At 52.9% G+C, this 18,464-nt stretch carries 16 protein-coding genes, 1 tRNA gene and 1 rRNA gene; 15 read left to right on the top strand and 3 right to left on the bottom strand.

The window, feature by feature from the left end:
* Window positions 1–55: 55 nt before the first annotated feature.
* The 8 genes from IM313_RS02785 to IM313_RS02750 all read left to right on the top strand — a co-directional run bounded on the left by IM313_RS02785 (window position 56) and on the right by IM313_RS02750 (window position 7,690).
* Window positions 56–298: a YhdT family protein gene (locus IM313_RS02785; RefSeq protein ID WP_006178860.1), complete on the top strand. Its 243-nt coding sequence runs from the start codon at window positions 56–58 to the stop codon at window positions 296–298.
* On the top strand, window positions 288–1,739 hold the full coding sequence (panF, locus tag IM313_RS02780) for a sodium/pantothenate symporter (protein WP_192972001.1): 1,452 nt from the start codon (window positions 288–290) through the stop codon (window positions 1,737–1,739). The genes IM313_RS02785 and panF overlap by 11 nt, the downstream gene beginning before the upstream one ends.
* A gap of 11 nt (window positions 1,740–1,750) precedes the next feature.
* On the top strand, window positions 1,751–2,632 hold the full coding sequence (prmA, locus tag IM313_RS02775) for a 50S ribosomal protein L11 methyltransferase (RefSeq protein ID WP_028014613.1): 882 nt from the start codon (window positions 1,751–1,753) through the stop codon (window positions 2,630–2,632).
* A gap of 137 nt (window positions 2,633–2,769) precedes the next feature.
* Window positions 2,770–3,510, top strand: a complete 741-nt coding sequence (locus IM313_RS02770; protein ID WP_048999228.1) for a carbonic anhydrase — start codon at window positions 2,770–2,772, stop codon at window positions 3,508–3,510.
* Window positions 3,511–3,840: 330 nt separating this feature from the next.
* On the top strand, window positions 3,841–4,806 hold the full coding sequence (dusB, locus tag IM313_RS02765) for a tRNA dihydrouridine synthase DusB (protein ID WP_008502861.1): 966 nt from the start codon (window positions 3,841–3,843) through the stop codon (window positions 4,804–4,806).
* A gap of 23 nt (window positions 4,807–4,829) precedes the next feature.
* Window positions 4,830–5,126 (top strand): DNA-binding transcriptional regulator Fis, encoded by a 297-nt coding sequence (fis, locus tag IM313_RS02760; RefSeq protein ID WP_000462905.1) that lies wholly within the window; start codon window positions 4,830–4,832, stop codon window positions 5,124–5,126.
* A 179-nt stretch (window positions 5,127–5,305) separates the two neighbouring features.
* Window positions 5,306–5,470: a DUF2556 family protein gene (locus IM313_RS02755; RefSeq protein WP_014885446.1), complete on the top strand. Its 165-nt coding sequence runs from the start codon at window positions 5,306–5,308 to the stop codon at window positions 5,468–5,470.
* A 138-nt stretch (window positions 5,471–5,608) separates the two neighbouring features.
* A complete protein-coding gene (locus IM313_RS02750) occupies window positions 5,609–7,690 on the top strand; it encodes a bifunctional diguanylate cyclase/phosphodiesterase (protein ID WP_192971972.1) in 2,082 nt (693 codons plus the stop codon).
* Here the strand turns inward: IM313_RS02750 and envR are convergent.
* The gene (gene envR / locus IM313_RS02745) at window positions 7,606–8,322 is read right to left on the bottom strand and encodes an acrEF/envCD operon transcriptional regulator (RefSeq protein ID WP_192971971.1); all 717 of its coding nucleotides are present in this window, start codon (window positions 8,320–8,322) and stop codon (window positions 7,606–7,608) included. The genes IM313_RS02750 and envR overlap by 85 nt on opposite strands.
* A 385-nt stretch (window positions 8,323–8,707) precedes the next feature.
* On the opposite strand from envR, the gene IM313_RS02740 reads away from it, so the two are divergent.
* The 7 genes from IM313_RS02740 to IM313_RS02710 all read left to right on the top strand — a co-directional run bounded on the left by IM313_RS02740 (window position 8,708) and on the right by IM313_RS02710 (window position 18,097).
* Complete coding sequence (locus tag IM313_RS02740) at window positions 8,708–9,847, top strand: efflux RND transporter periplasmic adaptor subunit (RefSeq protein ID WP_028014617.1); 1,140 nt, start codon at window positions 8,708–8,710, stop codon at window positions 9,845–9,847.
* An 11-nt stretch (window positions 9,848–9,858) separates the two neighbouring features.
* Entirely contained in the window at window positions 9,859–12,972 is a 3,114-nt protein-coding gene (locus IM313_RS02735; RefSeq protein ID WP_192971970.1) for an efflux RND transporter permease subunit, read from the top strand.
* Between the two features lie 301 nt (window positions 12,973–13,273).
* Window positions 13,274–13,495, top strand: coding sequence for a lipoprotein (locus IM313_RS02730; RefSeq protein ID WP_008502867.1), 222 nt, complete (start codon window positions 13,274–13,276; stop codon window positions 13,493–13,495).
* A 448-nt stretch (window positions 13,496–13,943) separates the two neighbouring features.
* Window positions 13,944–14,969 carry an amino acid ABC transporter substrate-binding protein gene (locus IM313_RS02725; protein WP_028014619.1) on the top strand — a complete coding sequence of 342 codons (1,026 nt, stop codon included), beginning with the start codon at window positions 13,944–13,946 and terminating at the stop codon, window positions 14,967–14,969.
* 67 nt (window positions 14,970–15,036) lie between these two features.
* Window positions 15,037–16,218 carry an amino acid ABC transporter permease gene (locus IM313_RS02720; RefSeq protein ID WP_028014620.1) on the top strand — a complete coding sequence of 394 codons (1,182 nt, stop codon included), beginning with the start codon at window positions 15,037–15,039 and terminating at the stop codon, window positions 16,216–16,218.
* Window positions 16,219–16,227: 9 nt separating this feature from the next.
* Window positions 16,228–17,331: an amino acid ABC transporter permease gene (locus IM313_RS02715; protein ID WP_047367023.1), complete on the top strand. Its 1,104-nt coding sequence runs from the start codon at window positions 16,228–16,230 to the stop codon at window positions 17,329–17,331.
* A 7-nt stretch (window positions 17,332–17,338) separates the two neighbouring features.
* The gene (locus IM313_RS02710; protein WP_041907797.1) at window positions 17,339–18,097 is read left to right on the top strand and encodes an amino acid ABC transporter ATP-binding protein; all 759 of its coding nucleotides are present in this window, start codon (window positions 17,339–17,341) and stop codon (window positions 18,095–18,097) included.
* Between the two features lie 106 nt (window positions 18,098–18,203).
* Here the strand turns inward: IM313_RS02710 and rrf are convergent.
* A 5S ribosomal RNA gene (gene rrf / locus IM313_RS02705) occupies window positions 18,204–18,319 on the bottom strand.
* 43 nt (window positions 18,320–18,362) lie between these two features.
* Window positions 18,363–18,438 (bottom strand) — tRNA-Thr (locus IM313_RS02700).
* Between the last annotated feature and the right edge of the window lie 26 nt (window positions 18,439–18,464).

Genomic DNA, 18,464 nt, shown 5'->3' with positions numbered 1-18,464 from the left:
TCGCAAAGCCCCATCATGTACAATCCCCGCTTTCTGCATCCACAAGGGACAAAAAATGGACAAACGTTTTGTTCAGGCCCATAAAGAAGCGCGCTGGGCGCTGTGGCTGACCCTTCTCTATCTTGCTGCATGGTTAGTAACTGCTTACTTACCTGACTCCGCTATTGGCATCACCGGCCTGCCGCACTGGTTCGAAATGGCCTGCCTGCTGGTACCGCTGGTGTTTATCCTATTGTGCTGGGCAATGGTGAAATTTATTTACCGGGATATTCCGCTGGAGGACGATGATGCAGCTTGAAGTCATTCTACCGCTTGTCGCATACCTGCTGGTCGTGTTTGGATTGTCCATTTACGCCATGCGCAAAAGAGCGACCGGTGCTTTTCTTAACGAGTATTTCCTCGGCAGCCGTTCGATGGGCGGCGTTGTGCTGGCAATGACGCTGACCGCGACCTATATCAGCGCCAGCTCGTTTATTGGCGGCCCCGGTGCGGCCTACAAGTACGGGTTAGGCTGGGTACTGCTGGCGATGATCCAGCTGCCTGCCGTCTGGCTCTCCCTCGGTATTCTTGGTAAGAAATTCGCCATTCTGGCGCGCCGCTATAATGCCGTCACGCTCAACGACATGCTGTTTGCCCGTTACCAGAGCCGCTTACTGGTGTGGCTGGCGAGCTTAAGCCTGCTGGTGGCCTTTATTGGCGCGATGACCGTACAGTTTATCGGCGGGGCACGCCTGCTGGAAACGGCGGCCGGCATCCCTTACGAGACAGGCCTGCTTATCTTCGGGGTAAGCATCGCGCTCTATACCGCGTTTGGCGGGTTCCGCGCCAGCGTGCTGAACGATACGCTGCAGGGAATGGTCATGCTCATCGGCACGATTGTTCTGCTGGTGGGGATTGTTCATGCCGCGGGTGGACTCACTCATGCGGTGGAAACCCTGGAAGCGATTGACCCGAAACTGATTTCACCGCAGGGCGCGAATGATATCCTCTCGCCGACCTTTATGACCTCGTTCTGGGTGTTAGTCTGCTTCGGGGTGATTGGTCTGCCGCATACCGCCGTGCGCTGTATCTCCTATAAAGACAGTAAAGCCGTTCACAAGGGCATCATCATCGGGACGATTGTGGTCGCGGTCCTGATGTTTGGTATGCACCTGGCAGGTGCGTTAGGGCGCGCGGTGATCCCCGACCTTACCGTGCCGGATCTGGTGATCCCGACGCTGATGGTTAAAGTGCTGCCGCCCTTCGCCGCCGGAATTTTCCTCGCAGCGCCAATGGCCGCCATTATGTCGACCATTAACGCCCAGTTACTGCAAAGTTCCGCTACGATCATTAAAGATCTCTATCTGAACCTGTGCCCTGAGCAGGTTGAAAATGAACGTCGCCTGAAGCGGATGTCTGCCGTCATTACGCTGGTGTTAGGAGCTTTGCTGATGTTAGCTGCATGGCGTCCGCCGGAGATGATCATCTGGCTGAACCTGCTTGCGTTTGGTGGGCTTGAAGCCGTTTTCCTGTGGCCGCTGGTATTAGGTCTTTACTGGGAACGCGCGAACGCTGCAGGCGCGCTGAGCGCGATGATTGTTGGCGGTGTGCTGTATGCCATCCTTGCGACATTTAAGATTCAGTATCTGGGCTTCCATCCGATTGTGCCTTCGTTACTGCTAAGTTTACTGGCGTTTGTGGTGGGGAACCGTTTCGGTCAGCCCGCCCCACAACCCGCTATGATTTCTACTGATAAATAAAGAGTTTTGCCATGCCGTGGATCCAACTAAAACTGAACACAACCGGCGCGAACGCCGAAGAGCTAAGCGATGCGCTGATGGAAGCCGGCTCTGTCTCCATCACCTTTCAGGACACGCACGACACGCCGGTCTTTGAACCGCTGCCGGGCGAAACGCGCCTGTGGGGTGATACCGACGTGATCGGCCTGTTCGATGCCGAAACCGACATGAAAGAGGTGGTGGCGATTCTGGAAAACCATCCGCTGCTGGGAGCAGGCTTCGCGCATAAAATCGAACAGCTGGAAGACAAAGACTGGGAACGCGAGTGGATGGACAACTTCCACCCGATGCAGTTCGGCAAACGTCTGTGGATTTGCCCAAGCTGGCGCGAGGTTCCCGATGAAAACGCGGTGAACGTGATGCTTGACCCAGGCCTGGCGTTTGGCACCGGCACCCATCCAACCACGTCTCTGTGCCTGCAGTGGCTGGATGGTCTGGATCTGGAAGGTAAGACGGTGATCGACTTCGGCTGCGGTTCCGGGATCCTCGCGATTGCCGCTCTGAAACTGGGCGCGGCGAAAGCCATCGGGATCGATATCGATCCGCAGGCCATTCAGGCCAGCCGCGATAATGCCGAGCGTAACGGCGTCTCCGATCGTCTGGAGCTCTACCTGCCGGAAGCGCAGCCAGAAGCCATGAAAGCCGATGTGGTGGTCGCAAACATTCTCGCGGGCCCACTGCGTGAACTGGCGCCATTAATCAGCGTGCTGCCGGTTGAGGGCGGTCTGCTGGGACTTTCAGGCATCCTGGCAAGCCAGGCGGAGAGCGTTTGCGAAGCCTACGCCGATCTCTTTGCGCTCGACCCGGTCGTCGAGAAAGAAGAGTGGTGCCGCATTACCGGTCGTAAAAAATAAGCATTTGGCGTGGTCCTCTGACCACGCCTTTTCTCCTCAATATTCCTCCCGCCCCTGGCCTACCTCAGGTAAAATAACCACACAAATCATATAGATAAATTTTGATTTGGATAATAAAAATTCACGGGAAGAATATTATGAAACACGTTTATAGCAAGGCAGCGCTGTTAGCGCTGAGCATGATCTCGGCTTCAGCATGCGCATCACACTGGAGCTACAAAGGAGAAAGTTCACCTGAGCACTGGGGCGAACTGGATGAGGCCTACAAGACCTGCCAAAGCGGGATGAACCAGTCCCCGATTGACATCGATTCCACCGTTAACGCCCATCTTTCCCCGCTGCAAACGCACTACGTTGACGGCCCTGTGACGCTGACAAATAATGGCCATACCATTCAGGCAAGCGAGCAGGCCGACACTCGCGACACTATCACGCTGGATAAGCAAACCTGGGCATTACAGCAGTTCCACTTCCACGCGCCGAGCGAAAACACCGTACACGGCAAGCATTACGCGATGGAAATGCACCTTGTGCATAAAAATGCGAAGGGGGAACTGGCGGTGGTCGCGGTCATGTTCGACAAAGGGGCAGAGAACCGTGAACTTGATAAACTGTGGGACGTTATGCCTCAGCAGGCTGAGCTGAACGTCTCCATCAAGCAGGAGCTCAACCTGAATAAGCTGCTGCCGGAAGATAAAACGTACTGGCGCTTTAGCGGCTCGCTGACAACGCCACCGTGTTCAGAAGGCGTCACCTGGATCGTGCTTAAGCATCCTCTGACGGTCTCCGCCGGGCAGCTCGAGAAATTCACCCACACAATGCATCACGATAATAACCGGCCGGTACAGTCTCTCCATGGTCGTGTTATCCTCGAATAACGTCTATTTTTTGCCCTGAGATCATGTTCTAAAATGCGACGCAGATCGCAAAGAAGTGGGGAAATCTGCTGTTAAAAACAGCAGATTATCCCGCTCATCTGTCGCATTTATTCAGAAATGATGAGAAGTTACGGGAAATTGTAAGCGCACATAAAATAGCCATCAGCGCATAACTCAATGATTTCAATAATGAATAATTTTAAACGAAAAGATTGCGCGGCGATTCCTTGATCTACAACAGTGGATTGTTCAAAGTTTGGCCTTTCATCTCGTGCAAAAAATGCGTAATATACGCCGCCTTGCAGTCACAGTATGGTCATTTCTTAACTCATGCGCATCGGACACCACCAGCTTAGAAATCGCCTGATCGCAGCCCCAATGGCAGGTATTACCGACCGGCCGTTCAGGACGCTGTGCTATGAGATGGGAGCCGGTTTAACCGTATCCGAGATGATGTCGTCTAACCCACAGGTTTGGGAAAGCGATAAATCCCGCCTTCGGATGGTGCACATTGATGAACCAGGTATTCGCACCGTGCAAATTGCCGGAAGCGTGCCTGAAGAGATGGCAGATGCCGCGCGTATTAACGTGGAAAGTGGTGCCCAGATTATTGATATCAATATGGGTTGCCCGGCCAAAAAGGTGAATCGCAAGCTTGCAGGTTCAGCCCTTCTGCAATACCCCGACCAGGTGAAAGCTATCCTGACGGCGGTTGTCAGCGCAGTGGACGTTCCTGTTACGTTGAAGATTCGCACGGGTTGGTCGCCGGAACACCGTAACTGTGTAGAGATTGCCCAACTGGCCGAAGATTGTGGTATTCAGGCCCTGACCATCCACGGACGCACTCGCGCCTGTTTGTTCAATGGTGAAGCTGAATACGACAGCATTCGGGCAGTTAAGCAGAAGGTTTCCATTCCGATTATCGCGAATGGCGACATAACTGACCCGCTTAAAGCCAGGGCTGTACTCGACTATACGGGAGCTGATGCTCTGATGATAGGACGTGCAGCTCAGGGAAGACCCTGGATCTTCCGGGAAATCCAGCATTATCTGGACACTGGGGAGCTGCTTGCCCCACTGCCTCTGGCAGAGGTAAAGCGCTTGCTTTGTTCGCATGTTCGGGAACTGCATGACCACTACGGTCAGGCAAAAGGGTACCGAATTGCGCGTAAACACGTCTCCTGGTATCTCCAGGAGCACGCTCCAGATGACCAGTTTCGGCGCACATTCAACGCCATTGAGGATGCCAGCGAACAGCTGGAGGCGTTGGAGGCATACTTCGAAAATCTTGCGTAATGAAATAAAGAGCTGACAGAACTATGTTCGAACAACGCGTAAATTCTGACGTACTGACCGTTTCTACCGTTAACTCTCAGGATCAGGTAACTCAAAAGCCCCTGCGTGACTCGGTTAAACAGGCACTGAAGAACTATTTTGCTCAACTGAATGGTCAGGATGTTAATGACCTGTATGAGCTGGTACTGGCTGAAGTTGAACAGCCACTGTTGGACATGGTGATGCAATACACCCGCGGTAACCAGACCCGCGCTGCGCTGATGATGGGTATCAACCGTGGTACTCTGCGTAAGAAACTGAAAAAATATGGCATGAACTGATACTAATCAGTTAAATGCTTGTTTAAAAAGGCGCTACCTGGCATGGGGATGCGCCTTTTTTATTGTCTTATTCTTTCACCGTCAACGCTTTGTAAACCTTTGCTTATCCCGCTTTTAAACCGCTTCTTTTCGTGTATATTTCCACCACTTCAGTGGCTCTCTTCTCGCGGAATGACACAATGATTCGTAAATACTGGTGGCTGGTCGTCTTTGCAATCTCCGTTTTCCTTTTCGATGCCCTCCTGATGCAGTGGATTGAACTGATGAGCACCGAAACCGACAAGTGCCGCAATATGAACTCCGTCAATCCGCTGAAATTAGTGAACTGTTCAGAACTCGATTAACACCCTGCCGTCACCAACCTCCCCGTATTACCCACTAAAAACGGGGATTTAAATCCCTTTGAGCCGTTACCTGACGGTGATAATGTCTCGCCCTTCTCAACCTCTCCTGCGTAACGTCATACTCGAGTAGAACCGACCATGCTGGTTAGCCAATATAACCCTATCCTAGTAGCCCTCTCCTTTGCTGTTGCCATCCTTGCTGCTTACACCGCGCTGAATATGGCTGCACGCGTCGCCGGGAGTCAGGGTGTCGCAGCCCGCATCTGGCTGGCGGGAGGCGGTGTTGCGATGGGCATTGGCGTATGGGCCATGCACTTTATCGGCATGCTGGCGATGGATCTCTCCATGAGCATGAGCTACAACGCGACCCTGACGATTTTATCTATGGTCATCGCCGTGGGGTCGTCACTGTTTGCGCTATGGCTCGTCAGCTGTGAACAGCTGCGCATGCGCCGCCTGCTCCCCGGCGCTCTGGTAATGGGAATCGGTATTGTTGCCATGCATTACACCGGTATGGCGGCGCTGGAGGTGAGGCCGGGGATCGTTTGGGATACGCTGTGGGTGGCCATTTCGGTCGTGATTGCGCTTGCCGCTTCGCTTGCAGCATTGTGGCTGACCTTCCGCCTGCGTCACGAAGCCGCTCAGGTGGTGCTGATGCGCCTGGGTGCCGCCATCACGATGGGAATTGCTATCGCCGGTATGCACTACGCCGGGATGAAGGCCGCGCAGTTTCCAATGTCCACCATGGTTCACCATCAGGGTATTAACGGCAGCTGGCTGGCCGTGCTGGTCAGCGTCGTCGCGCTCTCTATTCTTGGGATCACCCTGCTGGTGTCGATGCTGGATGCCCGCCTGCAGGCACGAACCGCCCTTCTGGCCTCGTCGCTGGCAGAAGCGAACCGGGAACTTGCGCAGCTGGCGCTGCACGATACGCTGACGCGTCTGCCCAACCGTATCCTGCTGGAGGACCGGCTCGATCAGGCCATCAGCAAAGCTGACCGTGAAGGTACCCATTTCGCCCTGATGTTCATGGATCTCGACGGTTTTAAAGCCATCAATGACGCCTACGGCCATGATGTCGGTGACAGGCTGCTGGTCGCCGTTACGCAGCGTCTGCTGCATCTCCTGAAGGGCCAGTTTACCCTTGCACGCATTGGCGGCGATGAGTTTGTTCTGCTGGCTGAGGGAGAAGGTCCGGACGATGCGGCCTCGCTGGCAAATTCGCTGGTGCGGGCGATCGATAGCCCGTTCACTCTCGACCCCTACGAACTGGTGGTAACGCTTAGCATTGGTATCGCCCTGTACCCTCACGACGGCAAAACCGAACGTGAGCTGATGTTTAACGCCGACGCGGCGATGTATCACACCAAGCATATGGGCCGAAACGGCTATCACTTTTTCCAGCCCTCCATGAACACTCTGGCGCAGACCCATCTTCAGTTAATGAACGATCTGTGGATGGCCGTCGATCGTAATGAACTGCGCCTGCTTTATCAGCCAAAGTTTCACGCGCCCGCAGGCCCTCTCCTCGGGTTTGAAGCGCTGCTGCGCTGGCAGCATCCGAAGCAGGGTTTACTGACGCCGGATCTTTTCCTGCCGCTGGCGGAAAAAACCGGGCTTATCATCCCTATTGGTAACTGGGTGCTCAATGAAGCCTGTCGCCAGCTGAGAGAATGGCATCTGCAGGGGCATCGAAACTGGTCAATGGCAGTAAACCTGTCGACGCTGCAGTTCGAACAGCCCTCGCTGGTTAAAACAGTGCTCGACTGCCTGGAGCGTCATCACGTCCCGCCGGAAATGTTGATCCTGGAAGTCACGGAAACTACGGCGATGAGCAACCCCGATGAGAGCGTGCGGGTGCTGACAGAGCTGACGGATGCTGGGGTGAAAGCCTCGATTGATGATTTTGGGACCGGATATTCGAGCCTGCTGTATCTCAAGCGTTTACCGGCCTGTGAACTGAAGATAGACAGAGCGTTTGTGAAAGAGTTAAGCGGTGAAAGCGAAGATGCCACCATTGTCTCTGCGATTGTGGCCCTCGCGAAAACGCTCAACCTGAAAGTCGTGGCCGAAGGTGTGGAAACCGAAGCGCAGCAAGTCTTTTTGACGGAGCTGGGCTGTAATACCTTACAGGGTTATCTGTTAGGTAAACCCGCCAGCGTGCAGACCATCGAGGCGCTTTGTGCACGGGGTGAAATGTTGCCAGGCGCTGAGCCGTAATCATTATGAGGCGACACGCGCAAGAGAGGGAGTGTCGCCAGAATACTGTCGACCAGGGCTGGCGCCTGCTGATAAAGATTAAAACTGTCGGTATTCATTAACCAGTTTTTAATGATGCCGCTAAAAAAACCGTGGAATACGATCATGGTCAGCTCAACGTTCACCTGCGACGAAATGATGTTTCGAGAAATACATTTCTCCAGCGTAACGCGCAAAGAATCATAATTGAACCCAATACGTTTCCGAATTTCATCCTCTGAAATCATATCGCTAGTAAATTCACATTTATGATACAAAATTTGTAATAGCGCACATTGACGGGGTTCGCGTGCGATATACTGAAGCGCAGTAATGAATTGCTCACGAAGTATTAACAACGGATCATCATTTTCGGAGAGAGAAAGCCTGTCGCGAATGATGTCACGTAGCGGTAATTGCTGTTCCCAAATGGCATTAAATATCTCTGCTTTACTGGTAAAGTGCCAGTAGATAGCACCACGCGTAACCTTTGCGGCATCGGCGATATCCTTCAGCGTCGTGCTGGCTACGCCTCGCGTCGCAAACTGCCCGATAGCCGCCTCAATCAACTGCTGTCGGGTTTGTTGAGCCTCTTCTTTCTTTTTACGCGCCATTGACAGCTACTCTTTACTCGCAGGGTATATACATAACATCAGGTTCGGATGGCTGGAAGTATTCACTAAAAGCCGTTTTAATTTTGCACAAAAAAAAGTCAATTTACTTAATCTATAAACAATCTAAATACATGCTCGGAATTAAATTCACGAAATGGATAAATTTACCGGTTAAGCTCTATTAGCCTGATTTAGCGGGCAGAAGTATAGCCGTATTTTCTACGGGACTGATTCTGATTTTCCTCTCAGGCCTCGTCATTCGCACTTATAAATTAAAAAACATTAAATACCCTCATTATTATACGCAGCTACATTTTATTTTTTCCCTCTGCCCCACTACCGATCTACGGCAAACATCGGTTAATGGGTATTTAAAGGAACAGTCATGACGAATCATTTCAGACGTTTACCCTTAGCCGGTTTCATTGTCTGCGCTGTACTGCTCACTGGATGCGATGGCCAGGAAAATCAACAACAACATGCACAGGCGCCTCAGGTCAGCGTCCATATCGTGAAAAGTGCGCCGCTGGCCGTCACAACTGAACTCCCGGGCAGAACAGATGCGTTCCGCGTTGCGGAGGTTCGTCCACAGGTTAGCGGTATCATTCTGCGTCGCAACTTCACGGAAGGTAGCGATGTAAAAGCTGGGGACTCACTTTATCAAATTGATCCTGCGACCTATCAGGCGGCTTACGACAGCGCGAAAGGCGAGCTGGCAAAGGCGCAGGCGGCGGCCAATATTGCACACCTGACGGTGAAACGTTATCTCCCACTGGTGGGAACACAGTATGTCAGTAAACAAGAGTATGACCAGGCCGTGGCTACGGCCCAGCAGGCAGATGCCAGCGTTGTCGCCGCAAAAGCGGGCGTTGAAAGCGCACGTATCAACCTTGCGTATACCAAAGTAACGTCCCCTGTCGATGGCCGCATCGGCAAATCCAGCGTGACGGAAGGGGCGCTCGTGACGAACGGGCAGGCCGCAGCGCTGGCGACGGTCCAGCAGCTTGATCCGATTTATGTCGATGTGACCCAGTCGAGCAATGAATTTATGCGCCTGAAGCAGACGAGCCTGCAAAAAGGCGACACGGCCAGCAGCGTTGAGCTGCTGATGGAGAATGGTCAGCCCTATCCGCTGAAAGGCACCCTGCAGTTCTCCGACGTTACGGTGGATGAAAGCACCGGCTCAATCACGCTGCGCGCCATTTTCCCGAATCCTCAACACCTGCTGTTACCGGGGATGTTCGTTCGCGCCCGCATTGATGAAGGCACACAGCCAGATGCCATTCTGGTTCCGCAGCAGGGCGTGACCCGAACGCCGCGAGGCGACGCAACCGTGCTGGTGGTTAATGATAAAAACCAGGTTGAATCACGTACCGTCGTTGCGCCTCAGGCCATTGGCGACCGCTGGCTGGTGACGGAAGGGCTGAAAAACGGTGACCGCGTGATTGTCAGCGGATTACAAAAAGTCAGACCAGGGGCTACCGTCGTCGCCACGCCAGATACCACCACGACTCCCGCCAGTTAAGGAACGACGACATGGCTAATTTCTTTATTCAAAGGCCGGTTTTCGCCTGGGTACTTGCCATCATTTTGATGATTGCAGGCGGGCTGGCCATTCTCAAACTGCCCGTCGCCCAGTATCCGACGATTGCTCCGCCAGCCGTGGCGATTTCTGCGACCTACCCCGGCGCTGATGCCCAGACGGTGCAGGATACCGTGACCCAGGTTATCGAACAGAACATGAACGGTATCGACAACCTGATGTACATGTCTTCCACCAGCGATTCAGCAGGTAATGTCACCATCACACTGACCTTCGAGTCAGGAACGGATCCGGACATCGCCCAGGTGCAGGTGCAGAACAAGCTGCAGCTCGCCATGCCGCTGCTGCCGCAAGAGGTACAGCAGCAAGGGATTGGCGTTGAGAAATCCAGCAGCAGCTTCCTGCTGGTCGCTGGTTTTGTTTCGGACAACAAAAACCTCACTCAGGATGATATCTCCGACTATGTCGCCTCGAACGTCAAAGATGCTATCAGCCGAACGACGGGTGTCGGCGACGTTCAGCTGTTTGGCGCCCAGTATGCGATGCGCATCTGGCTCGACAGCAACGCGATGAATAAATACCAGCTGACGCCGCTGGATATTATCAACCAGCTTAAAACGCAGAACGACCAGATAGCGGCAGGTCAGTTGGGCGGTACGCCGTCTGTGCCCGGACAGCAGTTGAATGCCTCCATCATCGCGCAAACTCGCCTGAAATCACCGGAAGAGTTTGGCCGCGTGACGCTCAAGGTGAACCAGGACGGCTCGATGGTTCACCTGAAGGATGTCGCTCGCATTGAGCTCGGCGGCGAAAACTACAATATGGTGACCAAAATCAACGGGCAGGCAGCCACCGGCCTGGGGATTAAGCTGGCAACCGGGGCAAACGCGCTGGATACCGCGGCAGCCATCAAGAGCAAACTGGCGCAACTGCAACAGTTCTTCCCGCAGGGGTTGAAGGTCGTCTATCCCTATGACACCACGCCTTTTGTGAAAATTTCTATTCATGAAGTGGTGAAGACCCTGTTTGAAGCGATCGTTCTGGTCTTCCTGGTCATGTATCTGTTCCTGCAAAACCTGCGCGCGACGCTCATTCCGACTATCGCGGTGCCGGTGGTTCTGCTGGGTACCTTCGCGGTTCTTGCGGCGTTCGGTTTCTCCATCAACACCCTGACGATGTTCGGGATGGTACTGGCGATAGGGCTACTCGTTGATGACGCCATCGTGGTGGTCGAGAACGTTGAGCGCGTGATGGTAGAGGACAAGCTGCCGCCGAAAGAGGCCACGCAGAAGTCTATGGAGCAGATCCAGGGCGCGCTGGTGGGGATCGCTATGGTTCTCTCGGCGGTCTTTGTCCCGATGGCCTTTTTTGGTGGCTCGACGGGCGCCATCTATCGCCAGTTCTCGCTGACTATCGTTTCCGCCATGGCGCTCTCCGTGCTGGTTGCGCTGATCCTGACGCCCGCACTCTGCGCAACGCTGCTTAAGCCCGTTTCTGGCGATCATCATGAGAAGAAAGGGGGGTTTTTTGGCTGGTTCAATGCGCTCTTTGATAAGAGCGTGGAGCACTACAGCAACAGCGTAAGCGGTATTTTGCGTAAGACCGGCCGCTATCTGGTGGTGTACGTCCTTATTGTCGCTGGGATGGCGGTGCTGTTCCTGCGCTTACCTACCTCCTTCCTGCCTGAAGAGGATCAGGGGGTATTTATGACGATGGTTCAACTCCCGGCGGGTGCGACCCAGACGCGTACTCAGCAGGTTCTCGACCAGGTTCAGGACTATTATCTGACCCAAGAGAAAGCGAACGTTGAATCCGTCTTTACCGTTAACGGCTTTAGCTTTAGCGGCCAGGGCCAGAACTCCGGTATCGCCTTCGTCAGCCTGAAGCCCTGGGAAGAACGTTCTGGGGAGAAAAATAGCGTTGAGGCCATCGTGGGCCGAGCGACAAAAGCGTTCAGCCAGATTAAAGACGGCCTTGTATTTCCGTTTAACCTGCCTGCCATTATCGAACTGGGAACCGCAACGGGCTTCGACTTTGAACTTATCGATCAGGCAAACCTGGGGCATACCCAGCTGACGCAGGCACGTAATCAGCTGCTCGGCATGGTGAAAGAGCACCCTGACCTGCTGGTTCGCGTGCGTCCTAACGGCCTGGAGGATACACCGCAGTTCAAACTGGATGTCGATCAGGAGAAAGCGCAGGCGCTGGGTATTAGCATTTCTGACGTCAACCAGACGATATCGACGGCATTGGGTGGTACCTATGTGAATGACTTTATCGATCATGGCCGCGTGAAAAAAGTTTACGTCCAGGCGGATGCGAAATTCCGAATGTTGCCGGGGGACATCAACAATCTCTACGTGCGCAGCGCGAATGGGGAAATGGTGCCGTTCTCATCCTTTAGCAGCGCTCACTGGGTTTACGGTTCTCCTCGTCTGGAACGCTATAACGGCATGCCGTCCATGGAGATCCTCGGTGAGTCAGCCCCAGGGAAAAGTACCGGTGAGGCCATGGTGATGATGGAAAGCCTGGCGGCAAAACTGCCTTCCGGCATCGGCTATGACTGGACGGGAATGTCTTATCAGGAACGCCTTTCCGGTAACCAGGCGCCTGCACTGTACGCCATTTCACTGATCGTGGTGTTCCTGTGCCTGGCTGCACTGTATGAAAGCTGGTCCATACCCTTCTCTGTCATGCTGGTTGTGCCGTTAGGCGTCATCGGGGCTCTTTTCGCAGCGTCGCTGCGCGGGTTAAACAATGACGTATATTTCCAGGTCGGCCTGCTGACAACGATTGGGTTATCGGCGAAAAACGCCATCCTGATCGTCGAATTTGCTAAGGACCTGATGGATAAAGAAGGTAAAGGTATCATTGAGGCCACGCTGGAAGCCTCAAGAATGCGCCTTCGCCCGATCCTGATGACCTCCCTGGCCTTCATTCTTGGCGTCATGCCGCTGGTAATTAGCACCGGAGCCGGGAGCGGCGCGCAAAACGCCGTCGGTACGGGTGTGATGGGAGGCATGCTTTCCGCAACGCTTCTGGCTATTTTCTTTGTACCCGTTTTCTTTGTGGTTGTCCGGAGACGGTTTACCAACCATAAGGATTAACATATCCCTGAAGGCACCGTTTGGTGCCTTTTTTATTTTAATATAAACAATGGATTAGTCATTATTGAATCGCATATAAAAAATTCATGAGTTTGCATTAAGTAAAAGCACCCTCTTGCGACTCCATAATTTCTCCATGAATTTATCCAGAAAACGCTTTTTCTCCATGATTTTTACAAACTACATAATTTGAGATTATTCCACGTGTAACGGGAACTTACCCTGGTGGTAAAATAATCTCCAGTTCGTTAATAGCCCTCCTGGTTTTGTAGCGAATAAGAAATAATACTGAGGTAACATCATGAAAAGATTCATTTCCGTTGCACTTCTCGCTGCGCTGCTTGCTGGTTGCGCGCACGACTCTCCTTGTGTACCGGTTTACGATGATCAGGGCCGACTGGTTCATACCAATACCTGTATGAAAGGCACCACCCAGGACAACTGGGAAACAGCGGGTGCCATCGCCGGCGGCGCTGCCGCTGTGGCGGGTTTAACGTTAGGTATCGTTGCCCTGACGAAGTAACATCTGTTCAGAAAGCGCGGCTCCGGCCGCGCTTTTGCTTTTAATGAGTTCATCATTTTCTAATAAATAACAAAGTTCCGCATTTATTCTTATATTTCATTTCAACCAACCGCTATCAACACCTTTTTCTTATCTCTGATGATTTTCATACATTAATACTATTGAATACTCTGCCAATATTCACCTCAGAAACTATCTCTCCTTTTTATTTCATCCCGGTTAAAACTTTTGCTCCAATTTGTGGCACAGGTTGTAATTTCGCACTGTTTCGGGGCGCTCATTTTATTTAAGCCTGTCTACACTCTGCATTAAGCGTTCAGTTTTCTCTTATCTCGCTGAACTCAAAACTGGCATTACGTTTGCTTTATAAACGTTGGCCAATGCCACAGACAGGTTAAGCGCTTAAAAACGCTTCTATAACAATAAATTTCGCCACACAGGATCCATTATGAAAAAGACGATGATAGCCAGCCTGACCGCTGCAGGCATGTTGTTTGCCATAGCCGGTCAAGCCCATGCGGGAACGACTCTGGATGCCGTTAAAAAGAAAGGTTTTGTTCAATGCGGTATCAGCGACGGTCTGCCTGGCTTCTCTTATGCCGATGCGAACGGCAAATTTACCGGTATTGATGTGGATGTCTGCCGTGGCGTCGCAGCAGCGGTTTTTGGTGATGACAGCAAAGTAAAATACACCCCGCTGACGGCGAAAGAGCGCTTTACGGCGCTGCAGTCCGGCGAGGTTGACATGCTCTCGCGTAATACCACCTGGACCTCCTCCCGCGATGCAGGTATGGGGATGTCATTTACGGGCGTGACCTACTATGACGGCATCGGCTTCCTGACCCACAATAAAGCGGGCCTGAAAAGCGCCAAAGAACTGGATGGCGCCACCGTGTGTATCCAGGCGGGTACCGATACCGAGCTGAACGTCGCGGATTATTTCAAAGCAAATAAGATGAAATACACCCCTGTGACTTTCGACCGCTCGGATGAATCAGCCAAAGCGCTGGAATCCGGTCGCTGCGACACCCTGGCCTCTGACCAGTCACAGCTGTATGCCTTACGCATTAAGCTGAGCAATCCGGCGGAATGGATTGTCTTGCCTGAAGTGATCTCCAAAGAACCTCTCGGACCGGTTGTGCGTCGTGGCGATGAAGACTGGTTCTCTATCGTTCGCTGGACGCTGTTTGCCATGCTGAATGCAGAAGAGATGGGCATCAACTCGAAAAATGTTGATGAGAAAGCGGCGAATCCTTCCACCCCGGATATGGCGCACCTGCTCGGTAAAGAAGGTGATTTCGGCAAGGATCTGAAGCTGGATAACAAGTGGGCTTACAACATCATCAAACAGGTGGGTAACTACGCTGAGATCTTCGAGCGTAACGTGGGATCGGAAAGCCCGCTGAAGATCAAACGCGGCCAGAACAATCTCTGGAATAACGGCGGTATTCAGTACGCGCCACCAGTACGTTAAGTCATAGCTGTAACGGGCACTGCTCGGGCAGTGCCCACTCCAGAGTCATGGTTACTGAGGTTTCTTTATGTCCCATCGCCGCTCAGCCGTAAAAGGATCGCTATCCTTTTCTCATCCCGCGGTCCGCGCCTGGCTATTCCAGATTATTGCTATTGTTGCGGTTGTTCTTATCGCCGTGTATCTCATCCATAACACCATCACTAACCTGAATAATCGCGGTATCACCTCCGGTTTTGCGTTTCTGGATCGCAGCGCGGGCTTTGGGATTGTTCAGCACCTTATCGACTATCAGGAGGGTGACACGTACGGACGCGTGTTTGTGGTCGGTTTACTGAATACGCTGTTGGTATCGGCACTTTGTATTGTCTTCGCGTCCATCCTGGGCTTCTTTATTGGGCTGGCGCGTCTTTCTGAAAACTGGCTGCTGCGAAAGCTTTCCACCATCTATATTGAGACGTTTCGCAACATCCCGCCGCTGCTGCAGATCTTCTTCTGGTATTTCGCGGTGCTGCGTAATCTTCCCGGTCCCCGCCAGGCCGTCGATGCGTTTGAGCTGTTTTTCCTGAGTAATCGTGGGTTATACATTCCCTCTCCGCAGGTGGCCGAAGGGATTTACGCCTTTATCGTCGCCATTATTGTTGCGCTCGCGATTTCCGTCGGCCTGTTCCGCTATAACCGTAAGCATCAGATTAAAACCGGACAGCTTCGTAAAACATGGCCAGTTGCCGCTGCGCTGATTGTTGGCTTACCGCTAGTTGCTCACTGGCTTTTTGGTGCAGCCTTGCACTGGGATATTCCTCACCTACGCGGGTTCAACTTCCAGGGTGGTATGGTGTTAATTCCTGAACTGGCAGCACTCACGCTGGCGCTTTCAATTTATACCTCCTCGTTTATTGCGGAAATCATCCGCTCCGGGATCCAGGCCGTGCCTCACGGGCAGCACGAGGCGGCACGTTCACTCGGTTTGCCGAATACCGTGACGCTTCGCCAGGTCATTATTCCGCAGGCTTTACGGGTGATCATTCCGCCCCTGACCAGCCAGTATCTCAACATTGTCAAAAACTCATCGCTGGCAGCTGCCATTGGTTATCCGGATATGGTGTCTCTCTTCGCCGGAACCGTGCTTAACCAGACCGGACAGGCCATAGAAACCATTGCCATCACCATGTCCGTCTATCTAATCATCAGTCTGGCTATTTCGTTGCTGATGAACCTTTATAACCGTCGTATAGCACTGGTCGAGCGCTAAGGATCTATGATGACAAAAGCGATACTGTCGCACTCCTCGCGCCCTGCCAGCTCGACGGGTGGACGTTTTATTCTCTGGGCACGCAAGAATCTCTTCTCCAGCTGGAGTAATAGCCTGCTGACGATTGTCTGCCTGTGGCTAATGTGGGAATTGATTCCTCCCCTGCTGAACTGGGCGGTTATACAGGCCAACTGGGTCGGTTCAACCCGAGCTGATTGCACAAAAGCCGGCGCTTGCTGGGTATTTATTCATGAGCGCTTCGGTCAGTTCATGTATGGGTTGTATCCCCACGAACAGCGTTGGCGGATTAATCTGGCGCTGGTTATCGGCCTGCTCTCTGTTGCAGTCATGTTCTGGAAAAAGCTGCCTCACCGTGGACGCTATATTGCCGTCTGGGCGGTGGTTTATCCGATTATTGTCTGGGTGCTGCTGTATGGCGGTTTTCTGGGGCTGGAACGCGTTGAAACACGCCAGTGGGGTGGCCTGACGCTGACATTGATTATCGCTTCAGTAGGGATCGCCGGCGCGCTACCGTTGGGTATTTTACTCGCCCTGGGTCGCCGTTCAAAAATGCCGGTCGTACGCGTGCTCTCCGTTATCTTTATTGAGTTCTGGCGCGGCGTACCGCTTATCACCGTACTGTTTATGTCGTCGGTCATGCTGCCACTGTTTATGGCGGAAGGTACAACGATCGACAAGCTGATCCGTGCCCTGGTCGGGGTGATTCTCTTCCAGTCCGCCTATGTCGCTGAAGTTGTACGCGGTGGCCTGCAGGCATTGCCTAAAGGCCAGTACGAAGCGGCGGAATCACTGGCGCTCGGTTACTGGAAAACGCAGGGACTGGTGATCCTTCCGCAAGCGCTCAAGCTGGTTATCCCTGGGCTGGTCAATACGATCATTGCTCTCTTTAAAGATACCAGCCTGGTGATCATCATCGGATTGTTCGATCTCTTTAGCAGCGTGCAGCAGGCAACCGTTGACCCTGTCTGGCTGGGTATGTCCACCGAGGGATATGTCTTTGCCGCTCTGATCTACTGGATCTTTTGTTTTAGCATGTCGCGCTACAGCCAGCATCTGGAAAAGCGCTTTAACACCGGGCGTACACCGCACTGAGGAAATTATGAGCCAAATGACTATGACAACCGCCAACGCGATGATTACGCTGGAAAACGTCAATAAATGGTATGGACAGTTTCATGTCCTGAAGGACATCAATCTTAAGGTAAAGCAGGGCGAACGCATCGTCCTTTGCGGCCCTTCCGGTTCAGGTAAATCCACAACCATTCGCTGTATTAACCATCTTGAAGAGCATCAGCAAGGGCGCATTGTGGTTGATGGTATTGAACTGAATGAAGATATCCGCAATATCGAACGCGTGCGGCAGGAAGTGGGAATGGTATTTCAGCACTTTAATCTGTTTCCACACCTGACCGTTCTGCAGAACTGTACGCTTGCGCCGATTTGGGTCCGAAAGATGCCGAAACAGGAAGCGGAGGCGCTGGCGATGCACTACCTTGAACGCGTACGTATCGCAGAGCATGCCAATAAGTTTCCAGGTCAGATCTCGGGCGGGCAACAGCAGCGCGTGGCTATCGCCCGTTCGCTGTGCATGAAACCCAAAATCATGCTGTTTGACGAACCGACATCTGCGCTGGATCCCGAAATGGTGAAAGAAGTACTGGATACCATGATTGGGCTGGCCCAATCCGGCATGACGATGCTGTGCGTCACGCATGAGATGGGTTTTGCCAGAACGGTAGCTGACAGGGTGATCTTTATGGACCGCGGCGAGATTGTTGAGCAGGCACCGCCGGATGAGTTCTTTGCGCATCCGAAGTCAGAACGTACGCGAGCATTTTTATCGCAGGTGATACATTAGTCGTTTGCTCTGCCGGGTGGCGGCTTCGCCTTACCCGGCCTACCGTTTTTCCGGCGCATAAACGCAAAAAGGCCATCCTTTCGGATGGCCTCTTCACTTATTTGATGCCTGGCAGTTCCCTACTCTCACATGGGGAGACCCCACACTACCATCGGCGCTACGGCGTTTCACTTCTGAGTTCGGCATGGGGTCAGGTGGGACCACCGCGCTAAAGCCGCCAGACAAATTCTTTTACTTCTTGCCGAACTTTAACCTAAGTATAAAGTGGTGCTGATACCCAGAGTCGAACTGGGGACCTCACCCTTACCAAGGGTGCGCTCTACCAACTGAGCCATATCAGCACGCTAAATTTGATGCCTGGCAGTTC

The sequence above is a fragment of the Enterobacter cloacae complex sp. P2B genome, from assembly GCF_014895985.1.
GTDB classification, from domain to species: domain Bacteria; phylum Pseudomonadota; class Gammaproteobacteria; order Enterobacterales; family Enterobacteriaceae; genus Enterobacter; species Enterobacter bugandensis.
The sequence above is the reverse complement of the archived record's forward strand: the minus strand, read 5'-3'. Positions and strand labels throughout refer to the sequence as shown.